The 20,979-nt window shown below is 54.4% G+C and carries 17 protein-coding genes; 6 read left to right on the top strand and 11 right to left on the bottom strand.

Features of this window, described 5'->3' with window-relative positions; translation table 11 throughout:
• Positions 1-140 precede the first annotated feature (140 nt).
• Positions 141-1,061 carry an ornithine carbamoyltransferase gene (gene argF / locus B9K09_RS06110; RefSeq protein ID WP_087515973.1) on the top strand — a complete coding sequence of 307 codons (921 nt, stop codon included), beginning with the start codon at positions 141-143 and terminating at the stop codon, positions 1,059-1,061.
• Positions 1,058-2,167: an ABC transporter ATP-binding protein gene (locus tag B9K09_RS06105; RefSeq protein WP_087515972.1), complete on the top strand. Its 1,110-nt coding sequence runs from the start codon at positions 1,058-1,060 to the stop codon at positions 2,165-2,167. Before argF ends, B9K09_RS06105 begins: the two co-directional genes overlap by 4 nt.
• Positions 2,168-2,182: 15 nt before the next feature.
• Here the strand turns inward: B9K09_RS06105 and B9K09_RS06100 are convergent, their stop codons facing one another.
• The 4 genes from B9K09_RS06100 to ybaK form a co-directional block, all read right to left on the bottom strand.
• Entirely contained in the window at positions 2,183-2,974 is a 792-nt protein-coding gene (locus B9K09_RS06100; protein ID WP_087515971.1) for a PhzF family phenazine biosynthesis protein, read from the bottom strand.
• Between the two features lie 49 nt (positions 2,975-3,023).
• Positions 3,024-3,818, bottom strand: a complete 795-nt coding sequence (locus B9K09_RS06095; protein WP_256574269.1) for an ABC transporter substrate-binding protein — start codon at positions 3,816-3,818, stop codon at positions 3,024-3,026.
• Positions 3,819-3,878: 60 nt separating this feature from the next.
• Positions 3,879-5,366: a glycerol kinase GlpK gene (gene glpK / locus B9K09_RS06090; protein ID WP_087515969.1), complete on the bottom strand. Its 1,488-nt coding sequence runs from the start codon at positions 5,364-5,366 to the stop codon at positions 3,879-3,881.
• A 97-nt stretch (positions 5,367-5,463) separates the two neighbouring features.
• Entirely contained in the window at positions 5,464-5,934 is a 471-nt protein-coding gene (gene ybaK / locus B9K09_RS06085; protein ID WP_087515968.1) for a Cys-tRNA(Pro) deacylase, read from the bottom strand.
• 93 nt (positions 5,935-6,027) lie between these two features.
• Between ybaK and B9K09_RS06080 the strand changes: the two genes are divergently transcribed.
• Together B9K09_RS06080 and glpD are read left to right on the top strand one after the other, a co-directional pair.
• On the top strand, positions 6,028-6,786 hold the full coding sequence (locus B9K09_RS06080; RefSeq protein WP_087515967.1) for a DeoR/GlpR family DNA-binding transcription regulator: 759 nt from the start codon (positions 6,028-6,030) through the stop codon (positions 6,784-6,786).
• A gap of 181 nt (positions 6,787-6,967) precedes the next feature.
• Entirely contained in the window at positions 6,968-8,524 is a 1,557-nt protein-coding gene (gene glpD, locus B9K09_RS06075; protein ID WP_087515966.1) for a glycerol-3-phosphate dehydrogenase, read from the top strand.
• A gap of 124 nt (positions 8,525-8,648) precedes the next feature.
• Here glpD and B9K09_RS06070 read toward each other — a convergent pair whose 3' ends face one another.
• Together B9K09_RS06070 and metE are read right to left on the bottom strand one after the other, a co-directional pair.
• Entirely contained in the window at positions 8,649-9,638 is a 990-nt protein-coding gene (locus B9K09_RS06070) for an alpha/beta fold hydrolase (RefSeq protein WP_087515965.1), read from the bottom strand.
• 210 nt (positions 9,639-9,848) lie between these two features.
• Positions 9,849-12,137, bottom strand: coding sequence for a 5-methyltetrahydropteroyltriglutamate--homocysteine S-methyltransferase (gene metE, locus B9K09_RS06065; RefSeq protein WP_087515964.1), 2,289 nt, complete (start codon positions 12,135-12,137; stop codon positions 9,849-9,851).
• A gap of 177 nt (positions 12,138-12,314) precedes the next feature.
• Between metE and metR the strand changes: the two genes are divergently transcribed.
• Positions 12,315-13,232, top strand: a complete 918-nt coding sequence (gene metR, locus B9K09_RS06060; protein WP_087515963.1) for a transcriptional regulator MetR — start codon at positions 12,315-12,317, stop codon at positions 13,230-13,232.
• Between the two features lie 52 nt (positions 13,233-13,284).
• Here the strand turns inward: metR and B9K09_RS06055 are convergent, their stop codons facing one another.
• Entirely contained in the window at positions 13,285-13,968 is a 684-nt protein-coding gene (locus tag B9K09_RS06055; RefSeq protein ID WP_087515962.1) for a bifunctional 2-polyprenyl-6-hydroxyphenol methylase/3-demethylubiquinol 3-O-methyltransferase UbiG, read from the bottom strand.
• A 292-nt stretch (positions 13,969-14,260) separates the two neighbouring features.
• On the opposite strand from B9K09_RS06055, the gene B9K09_RS06050 reads away from it, so the two are divergent.
• Positions 14,261-14,674 carry a hypothetical protein gene (locus tag B9K09_RS06050; protein WP_256574268.1) on the top strand — a complete coding sequence of 138 codons (414 nt, stop codon included), beginning with the start codon at positions 14,261-14,263 and terminating at the stop codon, positions 14,672-14,674.
• 71 nt (positions 14,675-14,745) lie between these two features.
• Here B9K09_RS06050 and B9K09_RS06045 read toward each other — a convergent pair whose 3' ends face one another.
• The 4 genes from B9K09_RS06045 to B9K09_RS06030 form a co-directional block, all read right to left on the bottom strand.
• Positions 14,746-14,967, bottom strand: coding sequence for a VF530 family DNA-binding protein (locus tag B9K09_RS06045; RefSeq protein ID WP_087515960.1), 222 nt, complete (start codon positions 14,965-14,967; stop codon positions 14,746-14,748).
• A gap of 182 nt (positions 14,968-15,149) precedes the next feature.
• On the bottom strand, positions 15,150-16,637 hold the full coding sequence (gene putP, locus B9K09_RS06040) for a sodium/proline symporter PutP (protein ID WP_087515959.1): 1,488 nt from the start codon (positions 16,635-16,637) through the stop codon (positions 15,150-15,152).
• Between the two features lie 276 nt (positions 16,638-16,913).
• Positions 16,914-20,093: a bifunctional proline dehydrogenase/L-glutamate gamma-semialdehyde dehydrogenase PutA gene (gene putA / locus B9K09_RS06035; RefSeq protein WP_087515958.1), complete on the bottom strand. Its 3,180-nt coding sequence runs from the start codon at positions 20,091-20,093 to the stop codon at positions 16,914-16,916.
• Between the two features lie 379 nt (positions 20,094-20,472).
• Complete coding sequence (locus B9K09_RS06030; RefSeq protein WP_256574267.1) at positions 20,473-20,940, bottom strand: GNAT family N-acetyltransferase; 468 nt, start codon at positions 20,938-20,940, stop codon at positions 20,473-20,475.
• Between the last annotated feature and the right edge of the window lie 39 nt (positions 20,941-20,979).

Raw genomic sequence — 20,979 nt, 5'->3', positions numbered from 1 at the left:
GCGCCGAATCGTCATTTCCTTATAAGATTTCGCCTTTCCCTGTTTCGTCGCACTGTGCGGCCTCCTGCCGCAGGTTCAGCCATTCCTACTATTTATAGTTGGCTTTGCAATCTGCGCCCTGTTGTAAAAAGGTAATTTTGATGAGCGCAAGACACTTTCTCTCGCTGATGGACTGCACCCCCGCTGAGCTGGTGAGTTTGATCCGCCGCGCCATGGAGCTGAAGGATTTGCGCAACCGAGGCGTGCTATTCGAGCCGCTTAAAAACCGTGTGCTGGGCATGATTTTCGAGAAAGCCTCGACCCGCACACGCTTGTCTTTTGAAGCAGGCATGATCCAGTTCGGCGGACAGGCTATTTTCTTGTCTCCACGCGACACCCAACTGGGCCGTGGCGAACCTATCGCTGATGCAGCTAAAGTCATGTCACGCATGCTCGATGCGGTGATGATCCGTACCTTCGCCCACGAAACCCTGACCGAGTTTGCCGCCAATTCACGTGTACCGGTTATCAATGGTTTGTCGGATGATCTGCACCCCTGCCAATTGCTGGCCGACATGCAGACTTACCTTGAGCACCGGGGCAACATCGCTGGCAAAACCGTGGTCTGGATCGGTGACGGCAACAATATGTGCAACTCCTATATAGAGGCGGCCATACAGTTTGATTTCCAGCTGCGTGTTGCCTGCCCTGAAGGCTACGAGCCGAGCGCCAAGCTGATGGCTGAAGCCGGCGAACGCGTACAAATATTCCGTGATCCACGTCAGGCTGTAGCGGGCGCGCACTTGGTCACCACCGATGTGTGGGCCTCAATGGGTCAAGAAGATGAAGCGCAAGAACGCATGAAGCTGTTCAAGCCCTATCAAGTTGATCGCGCCCTGCTGGATACCGCTGATTCAAGCGTGCTGTTCCTGCACTGTTTACCAGCACACCGTGGTGAAGAAATTAGCGAAGACCTGCTTGATGACCCACGCTCGGCAGCATGGGACCAGGCTGAAAATCGTCTGCATGCGCAAAAAGCCTTGCTTGAATTCCTGATTGAACCTTCGTACCACCACGCATGACGCACTCAATGCTGCTCAACCTGCATGACCTCAGCTGTGGCTACCACGAGCATAAAGTTGTGCAGGACCTTAATCTGCACCTGAACGCCGGTGATATTGGCTGCCTGCTCGGCCCATCAGGTTGCGGCAAGACCACAACCCTACGCGCGATTGCCGGGTTTGAACCGGTGCACAGCGGTGAAATCAGCCTTGCCGGCGAGGTGATCTCCAGTGCGGGCTTTACCCTGTCACCAGAGAAGCGGCGGATCGGCATGGTGTTTCAGGACTACGCCCTATTCCCGCATCTGAGCGTGGCACAGAACGTAGCCTTTGGTATCCGCAAGCAGCCCGATTGTGAGCGCATCACCGCCGAGTTGTTGACCCTGGTTAAACTCGACCACTTGGGCAAACGCTATCCGCACGAATTATCCGGTGGCCAACAACAGCGTGTGGCGCTGGCCCGTGCACTGGCACCAGAACCTCAATTGTTACTGCTCGATGAACCGTTCTCCAACCTCGACGGTGAACTGCGTCGACGTTTAAGTCATGAAGTCCGAGATATCCTCAAGAGCCGCGGCACCAGCGCTATTTTGGTGACTCACGATCAAGAAGAGGCCTTTGCCGTCAGCGACCAGGTGGGCGTATTCAAAGAAGGCAAGCTGGAACAGTGGGACACCCCATTCAATCTTTATCACGAACCCAAGACGCCGTTTGTCGCCAGCTTTATTGGCCAGGGTTATTTTATCCGTGGCCAATTGCTAACCCCGGAAACGGTACAAACCGAGCTGGGTGTGATCTGCGGTGATCGCGCTTATATCTGGCCGGTCGGCAGCGCGGTGGATGTATTGCTCAGACCCGACGACATTGTTTACGCACCTGAAAGCCCACTCAAAGCGCTAATCGTCGGTAAAACCTTCCTCGGAGCGGCAACCTTGTATCGCCTGCAACTGCCAACCGGCAGCCAACTGGAGTCACTGTTCCCTAGCCACGCAGATCTGCAACCAGGTGAAAGCGTGGGTATCCGCGTTGCGGCTGATCACCTCGTTGCTTTCGCCGTACCAGGCAGTATTGCGGCACACACTGAGTTGGCAGACTCGGGCGTGCGCCGTCATAGCTCAGGTAGCTAAGAAGCTTCCCGAGGACTAAACACCTTCCAATAGCAACATAGCCTTGGCGACCAAAATTGCGTCGCCGGCAATTTTTACCCGATCACCCGCCAGCCGACAATGCAGCTCACCACCCCGCGCAGAAGCCTGAAATGCACGCATTTCAAGCTTGGCCAAACGTTGTGACCAATAGGGAATCAAACTGCAATGGATAGCCCCCGTCACGGGGTCTTCGTCAATCCCGATTGATGGCGCAAAGTAACGCGAGACAAAATCATGCTGCTGCCCCGGTGCGGTAACGATAACACCCATACCCGGCAACTTGGCGACCTCAGCCAAGTTCGGCAGGCAACCGCGTACAGTCGCTTCATCGGCAACCACGGCAAGCAATTCCGGGCCGACAAATGTCGCCTCCACAGCAACGCCCAATGCAGCAGATACCGCACCTAGCAATTGCTCATCTGGCCGAATGCTTTGCGCAGGAAAATCCAGCTCCAAACGCTGACCAACACGGGTCACCCGAAGCAGCCCAGAGAGGCTGTGGAACTCAATCACTTCACCCGGCTCGGCGTAAATATTGAACAATACATAAGCTGCCGCCAACGTTGCGTGGCCGCACAACGGCACTTCAGTCGCCGGGGTAAACCAGCGAATGTGCCAGCGCTCAGGCTCTTTTACGACAAATGCGGTTTCAGCCAGATTGTGCTCACCAGCAATTTGCTGCATCAGGGCGTCATCGAGCCATTGATCAAGCCGGTAAACAATGGCCGGGTTACCGGCAAATGGACGATCAGAAAATGCATCAACTTGATGATATTCGAGCTGCATAGCGATAAACCTTAGACTTTTTTAGTCAGCGATCACGGCAAAACCGCCGCTATTGTTGAGGGTCCGACAAGAGTGCGCCATTGTCGACAGTAATCGGGTTGATACCATAACGACGATATAAAGCATCCAGCTCACCGTTATTCTTATAACGCTGCAGGCCTTGCTCAAAAATATCGACATAGCGCTGGCTGGACTTTAGTGCAGGTGAAAATGCGACGTATATCGGCACATCAACCTTGCGGCACCCCACTTCATGCAGCGCACCCGCTTGCCCGTGAGCAGCCAGGTAAGCTTGCATTACCCAGCTATTTTCAATAACGGTGTCCACCCGGTCTTTGTGCAACTTATCAATATTTAATGCCAGCGCACGATCACCATAAGCCAGTTGCACCCGTGCTCGATCACTTTTATGACGTTCAAAATAAGTATTTAGCTCAGTGCCATAGCTGTAGCCATTAATGGCGCCAACTGTCACGTTCAACAGTGACTCAGTACCTTCATAGCGCCAATCATGCTCAGGTTTAGCATAGAAACAGTTGCGTGAGACTCCGGGGAAAGTCTTACTGAAAATGAAGTCTGGGGCATCTTTGACGCCAGCACCGACCAATGCGTTGATTGTACCGCGCCGGACATCGTGTACGGCGCGCGCCCAGTTAACAACACGATACTCAACATTAATCCCGCGCTCGGCAAAGATACGCTGCACCAATTCAACGAAAATACCTGGCTGCTGCGCATCAAGAGCACAGTTCACAGGACACCAGACATCCCCTGCGATCACCAATTTTTCACTATCTGCTTGAGCTGCGTAGAGCCCTTGAGCGTTTATGATCGCAGTGGTCACCAGCCATAACCGTAATGAGCGAATCAAATATCTGCCTCGCAAAGAACAGTAGTCGTTTATCTAACCTTCGCTGCGAACGCGCTTGACCGCATCTAACCAACCGTTATAGAGCGTATCGCGGTGACTGTCGGCCATACGCGGGACAAAGCGTTGCTGACGGTGCCAGTGGCTCGCGATCGCATCCAGGTTTGGATAAATGCCTGCCTGCAAGCCCGCGAGGTAAGCAACGCCAAGCGCGGTGGTTTCTGTGACTTTCGGGCGCTCGACTGTGACCCCGAGAATGTCCGCCAAAAATTGCATAACCCAGTTATTCTCAACCATTCCACCGTCAACCCTTAGCGCACTGGGCGCTGCAGCTCCGTCCTGACGCATGGCCTGGAGTAAATCCAAGGTTTGATAGCACACCGATTGCAGACCTGCTGTGACGATCTCTTTGATTCCAGTATCACGCGTCAGACCAAAGATCGCACCGCGCGCTTTAGGGTCCCAATAAGGGGCGCCCAGACCGGTAAAGGCAGGCACCAAATACACGCCGCAGGCATCTCCGGTTTGCTCAGCCATCGCTTCACTGTCACGCGCATGATTGATCAGTTTGATCCCGTCACGCAGCCACTGCACTGCTGCACCGGCGACAAAAATACTGCCTTCAACGGCGTATGTGACCTTGCCATTGAGACGATAGCCCACCGTTGTCAACAAACGATTCTGCGAGGCTACAGGTGTCTCGCCGGTGTTTTGAATCATGAAACAACCGGTGCCGTAAGTGCTTTTAACCATACCTGGTTGAAAACACGCCTGACCGACCAATGCAGCCTGCTGATCACCGGCAATACCTAAGACAGGGATTGGCGCGCCTAGCAGATCGGGTAAACACGTACCAAAATCCGCAGCCGAGTCCATTACTTCCGGAAGCATGCTCGCCGGGATATCAAACAGCTCGAGCAGTTCTGCATCCCATTCTTGGGTGTGGATATTGAACATTAATGTGCGCGACGCGTTGGTCGCATCGGTCTTATGCGATTGACCACCCGTCAGGCGCCACAACAAGAAGCTGTCGACCGTACCAAAGCGCAGTTCGCCACGCTCTGCTCGCTCACGGGCTCCAGCGACATTCTCCAGAATCCAGCGCAGCTTGGTGGCGGAAAAATAGGGATCAATGAGCAGTCCGGTTTTCGCCGCAACATATGCCTCATGCCCTGCTTCCTTAAGCTCGGCACAATAGTCAGCAGTGCGCCGGTCCTGCCAGACAATTGCCGGGTGGATCGGCGCGCCGCTTTTGGCATCCCAAACCAAGGTGGTTTCACGCTGGTTGGTGATACCGATTGCAGCGACTTCTTCAATATTCAAACCGCTCTGTTTCAAGGCCTCACGACAGACCTTAAGCGTCGTCAGCCACAGCTCTTCAGCGTCGTGCTCAACCCAGCCGTCTTGCGGAAAGTACTGCTTGAACTCCTGCTGCGCGCGCGCCACAGGCAAGCCCTGGGCACTGAATACAATTGCTCGACTGCTCGTCGTGCCCTGATCAATCGCAAGCAGAAACCGTGACATGTGTAGGTCCTTATTATTGTCGCGCCTTCACGCCTGAATAGGTGTTGGGCGAAGTGAAATCGCGCACGCCATACTCAAGACGTGCAGCAAACTGAAATTACTCGCGGCCAATTGCCGCAAACTGTGCAGAGGTGTGCTGCGCCAAAACGGCACCCGATAACTCAACCTCAAGCCCGCGCCTACCAGCGCTGACATGAATACTGGGAAAGTGTTGAGCCGAGGTATCTATAAAAGTACGCAAACGTTTCTTTTGCCCCAGCGGGCTAATCCCCCCTAGCAAGTATCCTGTAGCGCGTTGCGCCGCAGTAGGATCAGCCATATCCGCTTTTTTAATCCCGGCGGCACTGGCCAATGCCTTCAAGTCCAGACTACCGGCTACTGGCACCACTGCAACTAAAAGCTCCCCTTTCTCACTGGCAGCCAATAGCGTCTTGAATACCCGGGCAGGATCAAGGCCAAGCTTCTCGGCAGCCTCCAGCCCATAAGAAGCAACTTTTGGATCGTGGCTATAGCTGTGCACTTGGAACTGCGCTTTAGCCTTTTTTAACAGATCGATTGCAGGCGTCATGTTCGTTTGTGAAAATACTCTGACAAAGTCTGATTACCATAGCCGAAAAATTCTTCCTGAGCAGCCTATAATGGCGCAAAAAAGGACCCTTTCATGACTCTGGCACCGCGTCAGCAAGACATTCTTAATCTGGCTCGTGAGCGCGGATACGTCAGCATCGACGAACTTGCTCAAGCATTCACCGTTACCCCCCAAACTATTCGCCGCGACATCAATCAGCTTGCCGAACAAGGCTTGCTACGTCGCACTCACGGCGGCGCGGCTTGCGAAAACTCAAGCACGCAAAATACGGCATACACCATGCGTGCCGGGCAAATGCGTGAAGAAAAGCAGCGCATCGCTGAAGCCATTGCCGCACAGATACCCAACCATGCGTCTTTGTTCATCAATATCGGCACGACCACTGAAGCCATTGCCCGCGCCCTGTTGAATCACAAAGGTTTAAAAATCATCACCAACAACCTGCATGTCGCGGCGCAACTCAGCAGCAAGCCTGACTTCGAAGTCCTCGTAGCAGGCGGAACAGTGCGTCCAGACGGTGGAATTGTCGGCCAAGCCGCAGTCGACTTCATTGCACAATTCAAGGTCGACTTTGCGCTGGTTGGCATCAGCGGGATTGACGAAGACGGCAGCCTCCTCGACTTCGACTATCAGGAAGTCCGGGTTTCCCAAGCAATCATCAGCAATGCTCGGCATGTATTGTTGGCCGCTGACTCGAACAAATTCGGACGCAACGCAGTGGTTCGACTAGGCCCCATCAATCTGGTCAATCAGGTATTCACTGATGCGGCGCCAAGCCCGGCAATTATCCGGCTTTTGCACGACGCTAAAATCCAGCTCAACCTCGTTTAAAAACCGTCTGATAGCGCCCCGCTTACCTGGCCCAAGGTAAGCGTGCGTATGCCTGTATGAACTAAATCGAACTGGCCAGTGCAAACATCCTCCGCAGACTGGCGGGATTAAGGTTATTCAACTAACATATGTTCGAAAGTGAACACATGAAGTTCAATTTCGACCTTTTGCGAGTGCCAGCATGCCCAATCACAGCACCCACAACGCGCCCATTGCCGAGATTTACGACCTTGCCGTTGTCGGCGGCGGTATCAACGGCGTCGGTATTGCCGCCGATGCTGCCGGACGCGGCTTGTCGGTGTTTTTGTGTGAGCGCGATGATCTGGCCGAGCACACCTCGTCAGCCAGCAGCAAGCTGATCCACGGCGGCTTACGCTACCTGGAACATTATGAGTTTCGCTTGGTGCGCGAGGCACTGGCTGAGCGCGAAGTACTGCTGGCGAAAGCACCACACATCATCAAACCAATGCGTTTTATCCTGCCGCATCGCCCTCACCTACGCCCGGCGTGGATGATTCGTGCAGGCATGTTTCTCTACGATCATCTCGGCAAACGCGAAAAGCTGCCGGGCTCACGTGGTTTACGCTTCGGTGCCAACAGCCCGATGAAAGCGGAGATCAGCCGCGGCTTTGAGTACTCCGACTGCTGGGTTGACGATGCCCGACTGGTGGTTCTCAATGCCATGGCTGCCCGCGAAAGCGGTGCGCACATCCACACTCAAACCCGTTGCAGCAGTGCCCGGCGCAGTAAAGGCCTCTGGCACATTCATCTTGAGCGCGCCGACGGCAGCCTGTTTTCAATTCGCGCCCGCGCGCTCGTCAATGCAGCAGGGCCTTGGGTGGCGAAGTTTATTCACGACGACCTCAAACAAAAGTCGCCCTACGGTGTGCGCCTGATTCAAGGCAGCCACATCATCGTGCCCCGCAGGTTTGAGGGCGAACAGGCGTACATCCTGCAGAACGAAGACCAGCGCGTTGTGTTTGCGATCCCCTACCTTGATCAATTCACCATGATCGGCACCACTGATCGTGAATACAAGGGCGACCCTCGCGCCGTTGCGATCACCGAGGAGGAAACCGATTACCTGCTCAAAGTATTCAACGCGCACTTTCGTCAGCCGCTTGCACGCGAAGATATTTTGCACAGTTTCTCTGGGGTCAGACCGCTGTGTGATGATGAGTCTGCTGAGCCGTCAGCCGTAACGCGCGACTATACCCTGTCACTCCTGGGACACCCCGGTGAAGCGCCGCTACTCTCGGTATTCGGCGGCAAGCTAACCACCTACCGGAAACTGGCCGAGTCCGCACTGAAATTGCTGGCCAGCCATTTTCCGAAAATGGGACCAAGCTGGACAGCCACCAGCTTGCTGCCAGGCGCCGAGGATTTTGAAAGCCAGAGCGCCTTGGTCGAAGCACTCTGCGCACGTTTCAGTTGGTTACCGACCGGCTTGGCCAGACGCTGGGCGACCACCTACGGAAACCGCAGCTGGCTGCTGCTACGCGGCGTACAGCACCTGCAAGACCTGGGCGAGCACTTTGGTGCACACCTGTATGCCTGTGAGGTTGACTATCTGTGCAATGAAGAGTGGGCCACAGCACCCGCAGACATTGTATGGCGGCGCACCAAGCTGGGCTTGTTCATGAGCGCAGCAGAACAATTACGCCTGAGCCAGTACTTGCAAGAACGCCGTGGAACAGCGGCAAAACCAGCGCCTCTGAATGCAACGCTGACTGACTAATGCGCTTGTTTACATAGTCTGCGCTTGTTCACATAGCCTGGCCGTTCGCTCAATCATGGTGGACAAGCTTCGCGTTGTCCGCCCTTCCGATTGCCCTCGAATGGCCCCACTATCTCGCGCAAACCTACAGTTTGGCGATATGAGTATCGGTACGATGCTGAATCAAATACGGCAACACCGCTGACAGTAACGGCTGTTTAAACGCCGCTTGAAAACGATGAGCCAAACCGGGAATCAGCTTTAACTGGCTGCCGCGAATATGCGCTGCCACATGAACACCGTGCATCACCGGCAACAGCGGATCTGCCGTGCCATGCACGACCAGTGTTGGAACACGTAAGCGGTTGAGCAATTCGACGCGGCTAGGCTCGGCCAAAATAGCTGCTATTTGCCGCTCAACGCCTTGTGGATTAAACGCCCGATCATAAGAAACCTGTGCTTCGTGCAGCAATTCCTGACGATCATCCTTCACCTCGGGGCTGCCCAGGGCTGCGAGTAAATCTGCTTGCTGCTCCAGTGCAACAGCTCGATTCGGAGCCTCGCGCCGCCCCAATAACGCGAGTAATTTAGGGCTCGGTGCAGGTAAGCCCTCGGCACCCGAGCTCGTCATGATGAGAGTCAGGCTTTGCACTCGCTGCGGCGCAATATCGGCCAGATGCTGGGCGATCATTCCACCCATACTTGCACCCAACACATGAAAGCGCTGTATCCCCAGTGCATCCATCAAGCCTAGTGAGTCCTCAGCCATATCAGTCAAGCTGTATGGCGCGGACACACCCAAGCCGATGCGGTAGCGCAACACTTGATAGCTCAGGTTTACCGTTGCCTCAGGCTGGTGCCAGGTACTCAAACCAACATCACGGTTATCAAAACGAATCACCCGAAAGCCCTGCTCACACAGCGACTGAACGACTTCATCTGGCCAATGAATCAGTTGCCCACCCAGCCCCATCAACAGCAACAAGGCCGGATCACGATCACGACCAACGCTTTGATAAGCAAGGTTGAGTTCACCCACATCAGCAAATTGTGTAGCTGCTGTTAGATCGCAACGGACCGCAGAAAATGACGACACACTGAATAACAGCGCGGCGATAAACAAAAACGCACGCATAAAAACACCAAAACGCAGAACCCCATTAAGTCGCGAGTTTGATGATATTTATGCTTTCGCGCTGCCACAGAACCATGACAATTTGATGAACTCTGCTGGATGGTCGTTTTGTTTCCAGCGGAAATAACATCGGCGGTTGATTAATAGCATTTTAAACCCTGCCAGCAACGCTCGCACCTTGCATGCGCGCGTTGCTGGCAGGTTGTAGGTTTAAGCCAGTTGCGTACGCAACTCACGCGCTGCCGCGACCATATTCACCAGCGCCGCTTCGGTCTCCGCCCAGCCACGGGTTTTCAAGCCGCAGTCGGGGTTAACCCACAGCCGGTCAGCCGGAATACGTTGCACAGCCTTGGTCATTAACTTGATTATTTCAGCGGGCTCTGGCACCCGTGGTGAGTGAATATCGTAGACGCCTGGGCCAATATCATTGGGGTAATCGAAGGCTTCAAACGCATCCAGCAGCTCCATATCCGAACGCGAGGTCTCGATGGTGATGACGTCAGCATCCATCGCTGCAATTGACTCAATCACATCGTTAAATTCGCTGTAGCACATGTGTGTATGAATCTGAGTCTGATCCTGTACACCTGAAGCACATAAACGAAATGCCTCGGTTGCCCAGTCGAGATAGCTCTGCCAAGCCGCTTTGCGCAGCGGCAAACCTTCGCGGAACGCGGCCTCATCAATCTGAATAATCTTGATGCCGGCTTTTTCCAGGTCAACCACTTCATCGCGAATCGCCAGCGCCAACTGACGCGCCTGCACTTCACGGCTGACATCCTCGCGCGGGAATGACCACATCAGCATGGTCACCGGCCCGGTCAGCATGCCTTTCATGATTTTGTGGGTCAGGCTTTGCGCGTAGCGAATCCATTCAACCGTCATCGCTTTAGGGCGACTTAGATCGCCAAATATCACCGCTGGTTTTACGCAGCGTGAGCCATAACTCTGCACCCAACCAAAACGAGTGAACGCGTAGCCATCAAGCTGCTCAGCAAAGTACTCGACCATGTCGTTGCGCTCTGCTTCTCCGTGCACCAGCACGTCCAGGCCGAGAGCTTCTTGCACTTCGACCGCATGGCGGATCTCGCTGTACATCGCCTCGGTGTATTCAGCGGCAGACAATTTGCCTTGCTTGAACGACTGGCGCGCCAGACGAATAGACGCGGTCTGCGGGAACGAGCCAATGGTGGTGGTCGGAAAAGCAGGAAGTTGCAAGCGTTGGCGCTGCAACTCAATACGCTTAGCAAAGATCGATGCACGCTGGCTGTCGGCGGCAGTCACTGCACGCAAGCTCGCTTGAACATCAGGCTTGTGAATACGTTTGGACTGCTCACGGCTGATTTGCACTTGAGCGCTGTGCGCCAATGCGGCCTTAACGTCCTCAGCGTCTGGCTCATTCAATGCCTTGCTCAACAGCGCTATCTCCGAGCACTTCTGCACGGCAAACGACAGCCAGCTTTTAAGCTCGGTATCCAAAGTGTCTTCACGCTTCAGGTCAACCGGACTGTGCAGCAACGAGCAAGACCCTGCCACCCATAGGTTGTCGCCAAAACGATGCTGCGCCTGCTTCAGCGCCTGCAACGCAGCGTTGAGATCACAACGCCAAACGTTACGACCATTGACCACACCCAGAGACAGCACCTTGTAACTAGGTAGACGATCAACCAGCAGCGGCAGTTGCTCAGGCGCTCGCACCCAATCGACGTGTAGACCATCGACTGGCAAATTGACGGCCAGGCCGAGGTTGTCTTCAAGGCCGCTGAAGTAAGTGGCAACCAGTTTTTTCAGCGGTGCGTGCTGGAGCAAGTGATAAGCGCGCTCGAAAGCGTTCTTCCAGTCTTGCGGTAAATCCAGACCGAGGATTGGCTCATCAATTTGCACCCATTCAACATCCAGAGCAGCCAAACGACCAAGAATTTCACCGTATATAGGCAATAAGCGCTCAAGCAATTCAAGCTTGTCGAAATCGTCGCCCTTAGCTTTGCCGAGCCACAAGTAAGTCAGCGGGCCAATCAAGACCGGCTTGACCTGGTGCCCCAAAGCTTTGGCCTCCGCGACTTCTTCAAACAGCTGCTCCCAGCTCAATTGAAAGCGCTGATCGGCACTAAACTCGGGTACTAAGTAGTGATAGTTGGTATCGAACCACTTAGTCATTTCCTGCGCATGGGCACCGCCGCAACAGCTTTTGCTGACACCACGAGCCATGCCAAACAAGGTATCCAGTGTCGGCTGGCCTGACTCAGGACGAAAACGCTGAGGAATAACGCCAAAGGTCAGCGAATGAGTGAGCACCTGGTCATACCAGGCAAAGTCACCCACTGGCAGCAAGTCGATACCCGCGTCTTTTTGCAATTGCCAGTGATTAGCGCGCAGCTCGCGGCCGACGGCACGCAAACCTGCCTCATCCAGCTCGCCTCGCCAATGCGCTTCCAGCGCCTTCTTTAATTCACGGTCGCGGCCGATGCGAGGAAAACCGAGGGAATGAGATACAGCCATGATTTAATACTCCATACAGATGATGGCGTGTATTCTCAACAACACTGAATCATGAGACAAACTCAACATATTCGTATTGATCTATAGTTTTGCTCATGTTCATATAACGCCACCGCGGATACAGCTCCACCCACTCCACCGCTTTACCTCTATTGCCCCCGCGACTATGAGACCGCCATGCTTGAACTTCGCCATCTAAAAACCCTGCACGCGCTGCGCGAAAGCGACAGTCTGGTTGACGCAGCAGAACGCTTACACCTGACCCAGTCGGCACTCTCGCATCAGTTCAAAGAGCTTGAAGAGCGACTGGGCATGCAGTTATTTGTGCGCAAGACCAAACCTGTGCGTTTCACCAGTGCTGGCTTGCGCTTATTGCAGCTATCCGATTCGGTGCTGCCCTTATTGCGCGGCGCCGAACGTGACCTAGCGCGCTTGGCTGGCGGGACTGCTGGCCGGTTGCACATGGCGATTGAATGCCACAGTTGTTTCCAGTGGCTGATGCCGACGATTGACCAATTCCGCGATGCCTGGCCAGAAGTCGAACTTGATCTGGCCTCAGGGTTCTCTTTTGCACCGTTGCCCGCCTTGGCTCGCGGCGACCTCGATTTGGTCGTCACTTCAGACCCCATCGAGCTGGCAGGTATTACCTACATACCGCTGTTCACTTACGAAGCAATGCTCGCCGTAGCCAATCAGCATGCGCTGGCGAATAAGGCATTTATCGTCGCGCAGGATTTAGAGAAGGAAACCTTGATCACCTACCCTGTCGAGCGTGACCGGTTGGATATTTTCACTCGTTTTCTCGAACCAGCTGATATCGAGCCAGCGCAAGTACGTACTTCCGAGCTGACAGTCATGATGATGCAACTGGTGGCCAGCGGGCGTGGAGTCTGCGGTTTGCCGAACTGGGCGCTGCATGAGTACAGCTCGCGGGGTTATGTCACCGCCAAACGGCTAGGTGAAAAAGGCTTGCTGGCTACACTCTACGCGGGGATTCGCACCGACATGCTCGATGCGCCATTTATGCGCGACTTTTTACTGACCGCGAAAGACACCTCGTTCGCTAACCTTGAAGGCGTTAGCGTCGCCCGCTAAAACACTTCCGGAAAGTCACTGCGCCACGTAACTCAGTGTTCTTTAGCCAGCGCTAGCTGCGCACGCGCAATAACAGCAACAGCGACGCAGGCTGCATCTGCTGCGGGTGTTTGGGTTCCTGCAACGATTGCAACTGCCAACCCGCCTCAGCCAGCAGCGCAAGCCACGATTGCAGGGTGCGAAAGAACCAAGGCATGGGTTCAGTGAACTCATTGCCAAAATCACTGAACTGCTCAACGCGCCAACCATCCACATACGGTTGGTTGGCGCAGGCTTGCCAAGGATGCAGCGTTTGGATGAGTAGATATCCGCCGTCAGTCGCACGGGTACGCATTGCCTTGAGGCTGGGTAAAAGATCCTCATCAAGCAGTGCAAAGTTGCACACCAACACATCAAACTGGCCCAATCCTTGTCCCGCTTCTGCGAGTTGATCATAGCCAAACTCATAATAACGTTGCGGGTGAGGATCGGCTGCGCGAGCCTGCGATATTAATGGCTGCGAGGCATCAACACCGAGCACCTCAAAACCTTTTGCCGCCAATGTCCGGCACAGCCAACCCTCACCGCAACCGACATCCAGCACACGCGTGGGAGTACATTGATGTATCGCCTCAAGCACCGCGGCATCCGTTACCAGGCGACGGCTCGCGACGCGCTGTTCACGCACAACCTTGGCCCACGCATCGGCATTGGCTTGCCAACTGCGCATCAGTTGCGAGGGTTTATCAACTGACATGTCGACCTCATTTCCGGCTTTTGGTTGGCTTTTACGTCATCTCTTGAGCGCATAGTCTTACGCCTAAACCTGCACTTTACTCAAGCAGCGACTACCATCAAATATAGTGCTAACTCGCCCATGGCAGAGCGTCATGCGGTGGTAATATCTGCGCCTACGGATGAACCATACGCAGGCATGGAAATCGAAAACAGACCAACGGTCTTTTTCCTTTAACACTCACTGACTATGGTTTGCTGTCAGTCACCGCTGCTGAAACAACCAGCATACGGCCACATACATGGAGCTAGACGTGCCACCATTCGACCCGCAAAAGCGCCTTGCCGCGCGCAATGCCACCTTGACTCACGAAGATGCGCTGAACTGCATGGTTTATCGCCCAGATGAGCAGGACCCTGAAGCTGAAGAAATTGACCTCGGCGATGCCAAGATTCTCTTCACCGGCGTATTCGAAGCGCCAGCTGACTGGGATGAGCATGAACGGGAAGAGTTCTTCGCAGACACCAACCCTGAGCTGTTCATGACCGCATTTATTGAATGCGAGGCCAAGCCCGAATCAGCGCAGTTCTTCACGGTTGAAGGTAACGACTATGTCGCCACAATGCCTAACCCAGGTGAGGTGGTGATGTTTTATGTGCTCGACTACAGCGAAGATGACAACGGACGTGAATACATAGTGGTGCGCGACGACGAGCCCATGAGCTAACGCTCCCCTGTTACCGATGAGCCTGCGCATTGCCGCGGCTCATCTTCCCACCTAAGCAACCTTTACGGCGATCACGTATTGCGTTGCGCCTTGATATACAGCGCTTCTACTTTCTCGCGCGCCCACGGCGTCTTACGCAAAAAAGTCAGACTCGACTTGATACTTGGATCGCTTTTAAAACAGCGAATATCAATACGCAGCGCCAGCCCATCCCAGCCGTAAGTTGCTACCAGTTGATTGAGAATCGCCTCAAGCGTAACGCCATGCAGTGGATTCTTTGGAGTTTGGGTCATAAGCCTTCGCCAGCTGATCGGTTAAGAGGCGCACCATAGCCAAGCACAGGCGCCAACGGAAGAAATAAAGCTATATCTGCCCAATCAAACATTAGCAGTAGTTGCCGCACAGCTATTTCAGGCAGAAAAAAACCGGCCCATGCACAGCATGCATGGGCCGGTTTTGTAGTACATCCAACCGATTATTGAGCGGCGTTGTACTCTTTCTCAGCGTCAGCAAAACGCTTCTGCATGGTTGCAGATGGCTCTTTATCCAGCAGGCTGAAGACCACAATGGACAGCGTTGCGAGGATGAAGCCAGGAATGATTTCGTACAGACCCAAACCGATGTAGTTCTTCCACACGATCACGGTAATTGCACCCACCAACATACCTGCCAGTGCACCGTTACGGGTCATGCGTGCCCACATGACAGAGAGCAATACCACTGGACCGAATGCAGCGCCGAAACCAGCCCACGCATAAGACACCAGGCCCAACACGCGATTATTTGGATCTGCAGCGAGCAGGATCGCAACCAAGGCAATCAGCAGTACCATGCCACGACCGACCCAAACCAGCTCGGTTTGCGAGGCATCTTTACGCAGAAATGCTTTGTAGAAGTCTTCCGTAAGAGCACTCGAACATACCAGCAGCTGGCAGCTCAAGGTACTCATAACCGCAGCCAGAATGGCCGACAGCAACACACCTGCAACCCATGGGTTGAACAGCAACTTGGCCAACTCGATGAAGACCCGCTCAGGGTTTTCAGTCACTGGACCCGCAACATCAGGATTTGCAGCGAAGTAAGCGATACCGAAGAAACCAACCGACACCGTACCAATCAGGCAAAGAATCATCCACGCCATGGAGATGCGACGTGCTGATGGAATGGTTTTAACCGAGTCAGCCGCCATGAAGCGCGCCAGGATGTGTGGTTGACCGAAGTAGCCTAGGCCCCACGCCATCAGCGAAATCACACCAATAAAGGTTGCGCCTTTGAACATGTCAAAGTTGGTGGCATCTTGCATCTCGATTGCAGCGAATGTTGTATCCACACCGCCGGTGGCAATCATTACAACCACTGGCGTCAGGATCAAAGCGAAGATCATCAGTGTTGCTTGTACGGTGTCAGTCCAGCTAACAGCCAAGAAGCCGCCGATAAAAGTATAGGCGATGGTTGCAGCAGCACCCGCCCACAGCGCAGTCTCGTAAGGCATACCGAAAGTGCTTTCAAACAAACGCGCGCCAGCTACCACGCCAGATGCGCAATAGATGGTGAAGAACACCAGAATGACGACAGCAGAAAAAACCCGCAACACGCGGCTGTTGTCTTCGAAGCGATTGCTGAAGTAATCAGGTAGCGTCAGCGCATTACCATTGTGCTCGGTCTGTACCCGCAGACGACCCGCAACAAACAGCCAGTTCAGATAAGCACCAATCACCAAACCAATGGCAATCCAGCCTTCAGACAGGCCCGACAAGTACACGGCGCCCGGCAAGCCCATCAACAACCAGCCACTCATGTCCGATGCACCCGCAGACAGCGCAGTTACATAGCTGCCGAGGCTACGGCCACCAAGGATGTAATCGGATAAGTTTTTGGTACGCAGATAGGCGAATAAGCCAATCCCGATCATCAAAGTAATGTACACCACGAAGGTGACTAGCATGGGTGTGTTAGCTGTCATTGGGGTGGTCCCCTCTCGTTTGTTGTTATGGCAGCACGGGGTTGACCCGTGCCCTGTATGGCAAACCGCGTTCGCGTGTAGCGCCCGCACGTAACAAAGCGGATACGTTGTCTATACCCTGCGGCCGGAAAGCCCAGCTCAGCGCAATATCAGAACAACCGGCCCCCTCTTTAAGATTGAGCAACCCGCCCTCAGGTCACTCATCCAACTTCAGACTCTTTTGAGCCCTCAATAAAACAACGGGCGAGGCCCGAAGGCACCCGCCCGTAAAACTGTTTAAACCTCGTCGCCCAATGATAGCAACGACGCATTACCTCCGACTGCGGTGGTGTTCACCGAAGTCGTACGCTCGTTAACAAAGCGCAATAAGTAGCTTGGCCCACCGGCTTTTGGACCCGTACCGGATAGACCACAACCACCAAACGGTTGCACACCGACTACCGCACCGATCTGGTTGCGGTTGATGTACAGGTTACCGACGCGCGCCAAGGCTTCGATGCGTGCGGCGGTTTCTTCGTTACGGCTGTGAACCCCAAGGGTCAAGCCGTAACCGGTGCCGTTGATAGCGCCGACCACCGCTTCCAGCTCGCTGGCCTGATAGCGCACTACGTGCAGGATCGGGCCAAAGTTTTCTTTCTCCAATTCGTTGATGCCGCTAATTTCAAACGCCACAGGCGCCACGAAATGCCCATCAAGATCAGCTGGCATTTGTGTTTCAGCGATCAGCTTGCCTTCGCCTTTGAGCTTAGCAACGTGAGCATCCAGACCGGCTTTAGCTTCAGCGTCGATCACCGGGCCAATGTCGTTGGCACGCAGGTGTGTCGGACCAACTTTGAGTTCGGCCATCGCACCTTTGAGCAGCTCCAGCACGCGGTCGGCGATATCAGCCTGCACATAGAGCACGCGCAGGGCCGAACAACGTTGGCCAGCGCTGGTAAAGGCCGATTGCACGGCGTCTTTAACCACCTGCTCAGGCAGTGCTGTCGAGTCAACGATCATCGCGTTCTGGCCGCCAGTTTCGGCGATCAAGGCAGCGATTGGACCTTGTTTTTCAGCCAATTGGCGGTTGATGATTCGCGCGGTATCGGTCGAACCGGTGAAGCACACACCCGATACACGGGCATCACGGCAAAATACGCCGCCCAAAGTAGCGCCATCACCCGGCAGGAAAGCAATTACATCTTTCGGCAAGCCCGCTTCAAACATCAGCTCCAGAGCACGTGCAGCAATCAGGCTGGTCTGCTCTGCTGGCTTAGCCAGTACGCAGTTACCGGCAACCAATGCTGCAGCAATCTGGCCCAAGTAGATAGCCAGAGGGAAGTTCCACGGGCTGACGCAAACGAAAATACCGCGCCCTTCATGGAACAGCTCATTACGTTCGCCAGTAGGGCCTTGCAGCTCTTCACGACCTAAACGTAGGCGCGCTTGCTGCGCGTAATAGCGGCAGAAATCAACCGCTTCACGCACCTCATCGATACCGTCTTGCAGGCTCTTACCCGCCTCCAGCGTGCACATTGCCATCAGCTCTGCACGGTGGGTTTCCAGCAGGTCTGCCAAGCGCTCGAAAACACTCGCACGGTCATCGATTGCAGTGGCATTCCAGCGCGGCCAGGCAGCACTCAACACATCAAGCGCTTGAGCGGCTTGGGCGGCGGTCGCGAACTCAGCGCTGCCAACAACCTTGCTCAACTCATATGGGCAGTGCACATCTTGCGCAGTACCGGCGAGCTTTTCACCATTGATTACAGGTGCTGCGTGCCATTGGCGGCTGAGGTGCGGCTGGTAGGCTTTGTTCAATTCTGCCCAGGAGTGCTCGATATTCATGTTGATGCCTTGGGAGTTTTTCCGAGCAGCACCGAACAGTGCAGGCGGAAGTGGAATTTTCTCATTGCTGAGCGACTTGAACTTGCGCAACTGCGTCACTGGATGATCAAGAAGTGACTCAATCGGCATGCTTGGGTCAACCAATTGATGCACAAACGAGGAGTTCGCACCGTTTTCCAACAGACGACGCACCAGATACGGCAGCAGGTCTTTGTGTGCGCCAACCGGAGCGTAAATACGCACATTAGTCGCGTGCTTTTCCAGCACCGTGTCATACAGCGCGTCGCCCATGCCGTGCAGGCGCTGGAACTCGAAATCACGCGGCTGTGGCAGCGCGGCGGCCATGGTCAGAATGCAGCTGACCGTGTGCGCGTTGTGGCTGGCGAACTGCGGATAGATCACCCCACGGGTGAACTCGGACAACAGGAAACGGGCACAGGCCAGGTAAGAACTGTCGGTGCCTTCTTTGCGGGTAAATACCGGGAAACCATCCAGACCCTGAACATGGCACTGTTTGATTTCGCTGTCCCAATACGCACCTTTGACCAGGCGCAGAGGCATTTTTTCGCCGAGTTCTTTGCCCAACAAGGTCAGCCATACCAGCACTGGCAAGCAACGCTTGGAGTAAGCCTGAATGACCAGACCCACTTCACCCCAACCTGCAATTGCCGGGTCACGCAGGAGCTTTTCGTAGAGTTCGAGCGACAGCTCAAGGCGATCAGCTTCTTCGGCATCGATCGAGATGCCAACGTCCAGCTTGCGGGCACGCACACACAACTCGCGCACGTTATCGAACAATTCAATCAGTACGCGCTCACGCTGAGCCACTTCATAGCGCGGGTGCAGCGCCGAAAGTTTGATCGATACCGATGGACGCGGGCCTTTACCAACTTGCGGCTCAGCGCCAACGGTATCAATCGCCTGACGATAGTCGGCCATGTACTTGTCGGCGTCTTCAACGGTCAGCGCTGCTTCACCCAACATATCAAAGGAATAGCTGTAACCTTTTTCACGCTCCGGGCGGCCATTTTTCAGTGCTTCACTGATGGTCCGACCCAGTACGAACTGCTTGCCCATGAGTTTCATGGCCTGGTTCATCGCCGCGCGAATAACCGGCTCGCCGGAACGCTTGATCAACTTGCCCAACACGTTTTTTGGGCGGCCGTCTGCTGTTTCCGGGTCAACCACCTTGCCGGTCATGACCAAGCCCCAGGCAGCAAAGTTGACCAGAACGCTGTCACTCTTACCTAAGTGGCGTTCCCACTCGGCAGCGCTGAGCTTGTCGCGGATCAACGCATCGGCAGTGACAGCATCCGGCACCCGCAGCAAAGCCTCGGCCAGGCACATGAGCATCAGCCCTTCCTGGGTGTCGAGGCTGTACTGACGAAGAAGTGCGTCGAGGGTATCGACGGCATTGTCCCGGCTACGCACATGTTCAATCAATGTGCGGGCATTCTGGCGGATAGCCTCAATGCCTGCTTCACCGGGGTCGGCGAGCTCTAAAAGCTCAGTGAGATAGGCTGCCTCGTCAACGCTGTAATTAGCGCTGATGACAGGGAAAAAATCGGCGGCCTTGGCGGCAGAGATCCGGGTTAGGAACTCGTCCTGCAAGACGTGACTGGCTTTAAACATCACGCCCATCCTCTTCTGGAGACTGTTGTTGTAAGCGTCTGTGCATACATAGGGTGCAGATGTGTTGCCCGGACGACAAAACGCAAGGCAACAAACTCGACGCAATTGGATGTCTGAATTTAGTGGCAGAGTGATTACAGCTTCTTACTAAAACCTCTGGAGTTTTTGCAAAAAACTATGGGGCAAGGAACTAATTCAAGATGCTTTTTTTGCCTAAAAACACCTGTAAGCGGCTACACCGCCCGGACTAGAAGGAGCAAGCCGCTCAGATTCAGCCAGATGCTGTCTTCATCGACAAAATCAGTCAGCGCCGAGCAAACACGTAAATCGAGTATTTCGGGCGGTGGCCACTGCGCACCATAATGACGCGCAGTGACAATTAAAGGCGACGCATCCCGACATGCTCGATGCCGTCTTCAAGATAAATTTCGCTGCATGCAACAAAACCATAACGCCCGTAATAGCCTTGCAGATGTGCTTGCGCTGACATGTAAATCGGCAACTCTGACCAATACTCAGCACAGGCTTCGAGAGCATGTCCCATCATCTTGTGGCCTAAGCCAGTGCCGCGCGCTGACGGGTCGGTAACCACACGACCGATCACAACATTCGAATCGTTTTGCGCAGGATCAAGCAAGCGTAAATACGCAACCAGCGTATCGCCCTGCCATGCCAGTAAATGACGCGTTTCACCGAGCATGTCGAGACCATCGATATCAGTGTAGACACAATTCTGCTCGACCACGAAAACCGCGCTGCGCAGCTTTAAAGCAGCGTATACATCAGCGACGCCAAGCTCACTGTGATGTTTGATTTGCCAGGTAACGGGTGACTGTTGCTCGGCCAAAGCAGATCCTCCTGAAATCCAATAATTACTGATCAATGA

Source organism: Pseudomonas sp. M30-35 (assembly GCF_002163625.1).
Lineage (GTDB): Bacteria > Pseudomonadota > Gammaproteobacteria > Pseudomonadales > Pseudomonadaceae > Aquipseudomonas.
This window is presented reverse-complemented; position numbering and strand designations above follow the sequence as displayed.

Coding starts and splice junctions, on each gene's coding strand:
- B9K09_RS06105 (WP_087515972.1), top strand. CDS start 1,058: ATGACGCACTCAATGCTGCTCAACCTGCATGACCTCAGCTGTGGCTAC.
- glpD (WP_087515966.1), top strand. CDS start 6,968: ATGCCCAATCACAGCACCCACAACGCGCCCATTGCCGAGATTTACGAC.
- B9K09_RS06070 (WP_087515965.1), bottom strand. CDS start 9,638: ATGCGTGCGTTTTTGTTTATCGCCGCGCTGTTATTCAGTGTGTCGTCA.
- B9K09_RS06080 (WP_087515967.1), top strand. CDS start 6,028: ATGACTCTGGCACCGCGTCAGCAAGACATTCTTAATCTGGCTCGTGAG.
- B9K09_RS06100 (WP_087515971.1), bottom strand. CDS start 2,974: ATGCAGCTCGAATATCATCAAGTTGATGCATTTTCTGATCGTCCATTT.
- argF (WP_087515973.1), top strand. CDS start 141: ATGAGCGCAAGACACTTTCTCTCGCTGATGGACTGCACCCCCGCTGAG.
- metE (WP_087515964.1), bottom strand. CDS start 12,137: ATGGCTGTATCTCATTCCCTCGGTTTTCCTCGCATCGGCCGCGACCGT.
- B9K09_RS06055 (WP_087515962.1), bottom strand. CDS start 13,968: ATGTCAGTTGATAAACCCTCGCAACTGATGCGCAGTTGGCAAGCCAAT.
- putP (WP_087515959.1), bottom strand. CDS start 16,637: ATGACAGCTAACACACCCATGCTAGTCACCTTCGTGGTGTACATTACT.
- putA (WP_087515958.1), bottom strand. CDS start 20,093: ATGTTTAAAGCCAGTCACGTCTTGCAGGACGAGTTCCTAACCCGGATC.
- metR (WP_087515963.1), top strand. CDS start 12,315: ATGCTTGAACTTCGCCATCTAAAAACCCTGCACGCGCTGCGCGAAAGC.
- B9K09_RS06045 (WP_087515960.1), bottom strand. CDS start 14,967: ATGACCCAAACTCCAAAGAATCCACTGCATGGCGTTACGCTTGAGGCG.
- ybaK (WP_087515968.1), bottom strand. CDS start 5,934: ATGACGCCTGCAATCGATCTGTTAAAAAAGGCTAAAGCGCAGTTCCAA.
- glpK (WP_087515969.1), bottom strand. CDS start 5,366: ATGTCACGGTTTCTGCTTGCGATTGATCAGGGCACGACGAGCAGTCGA.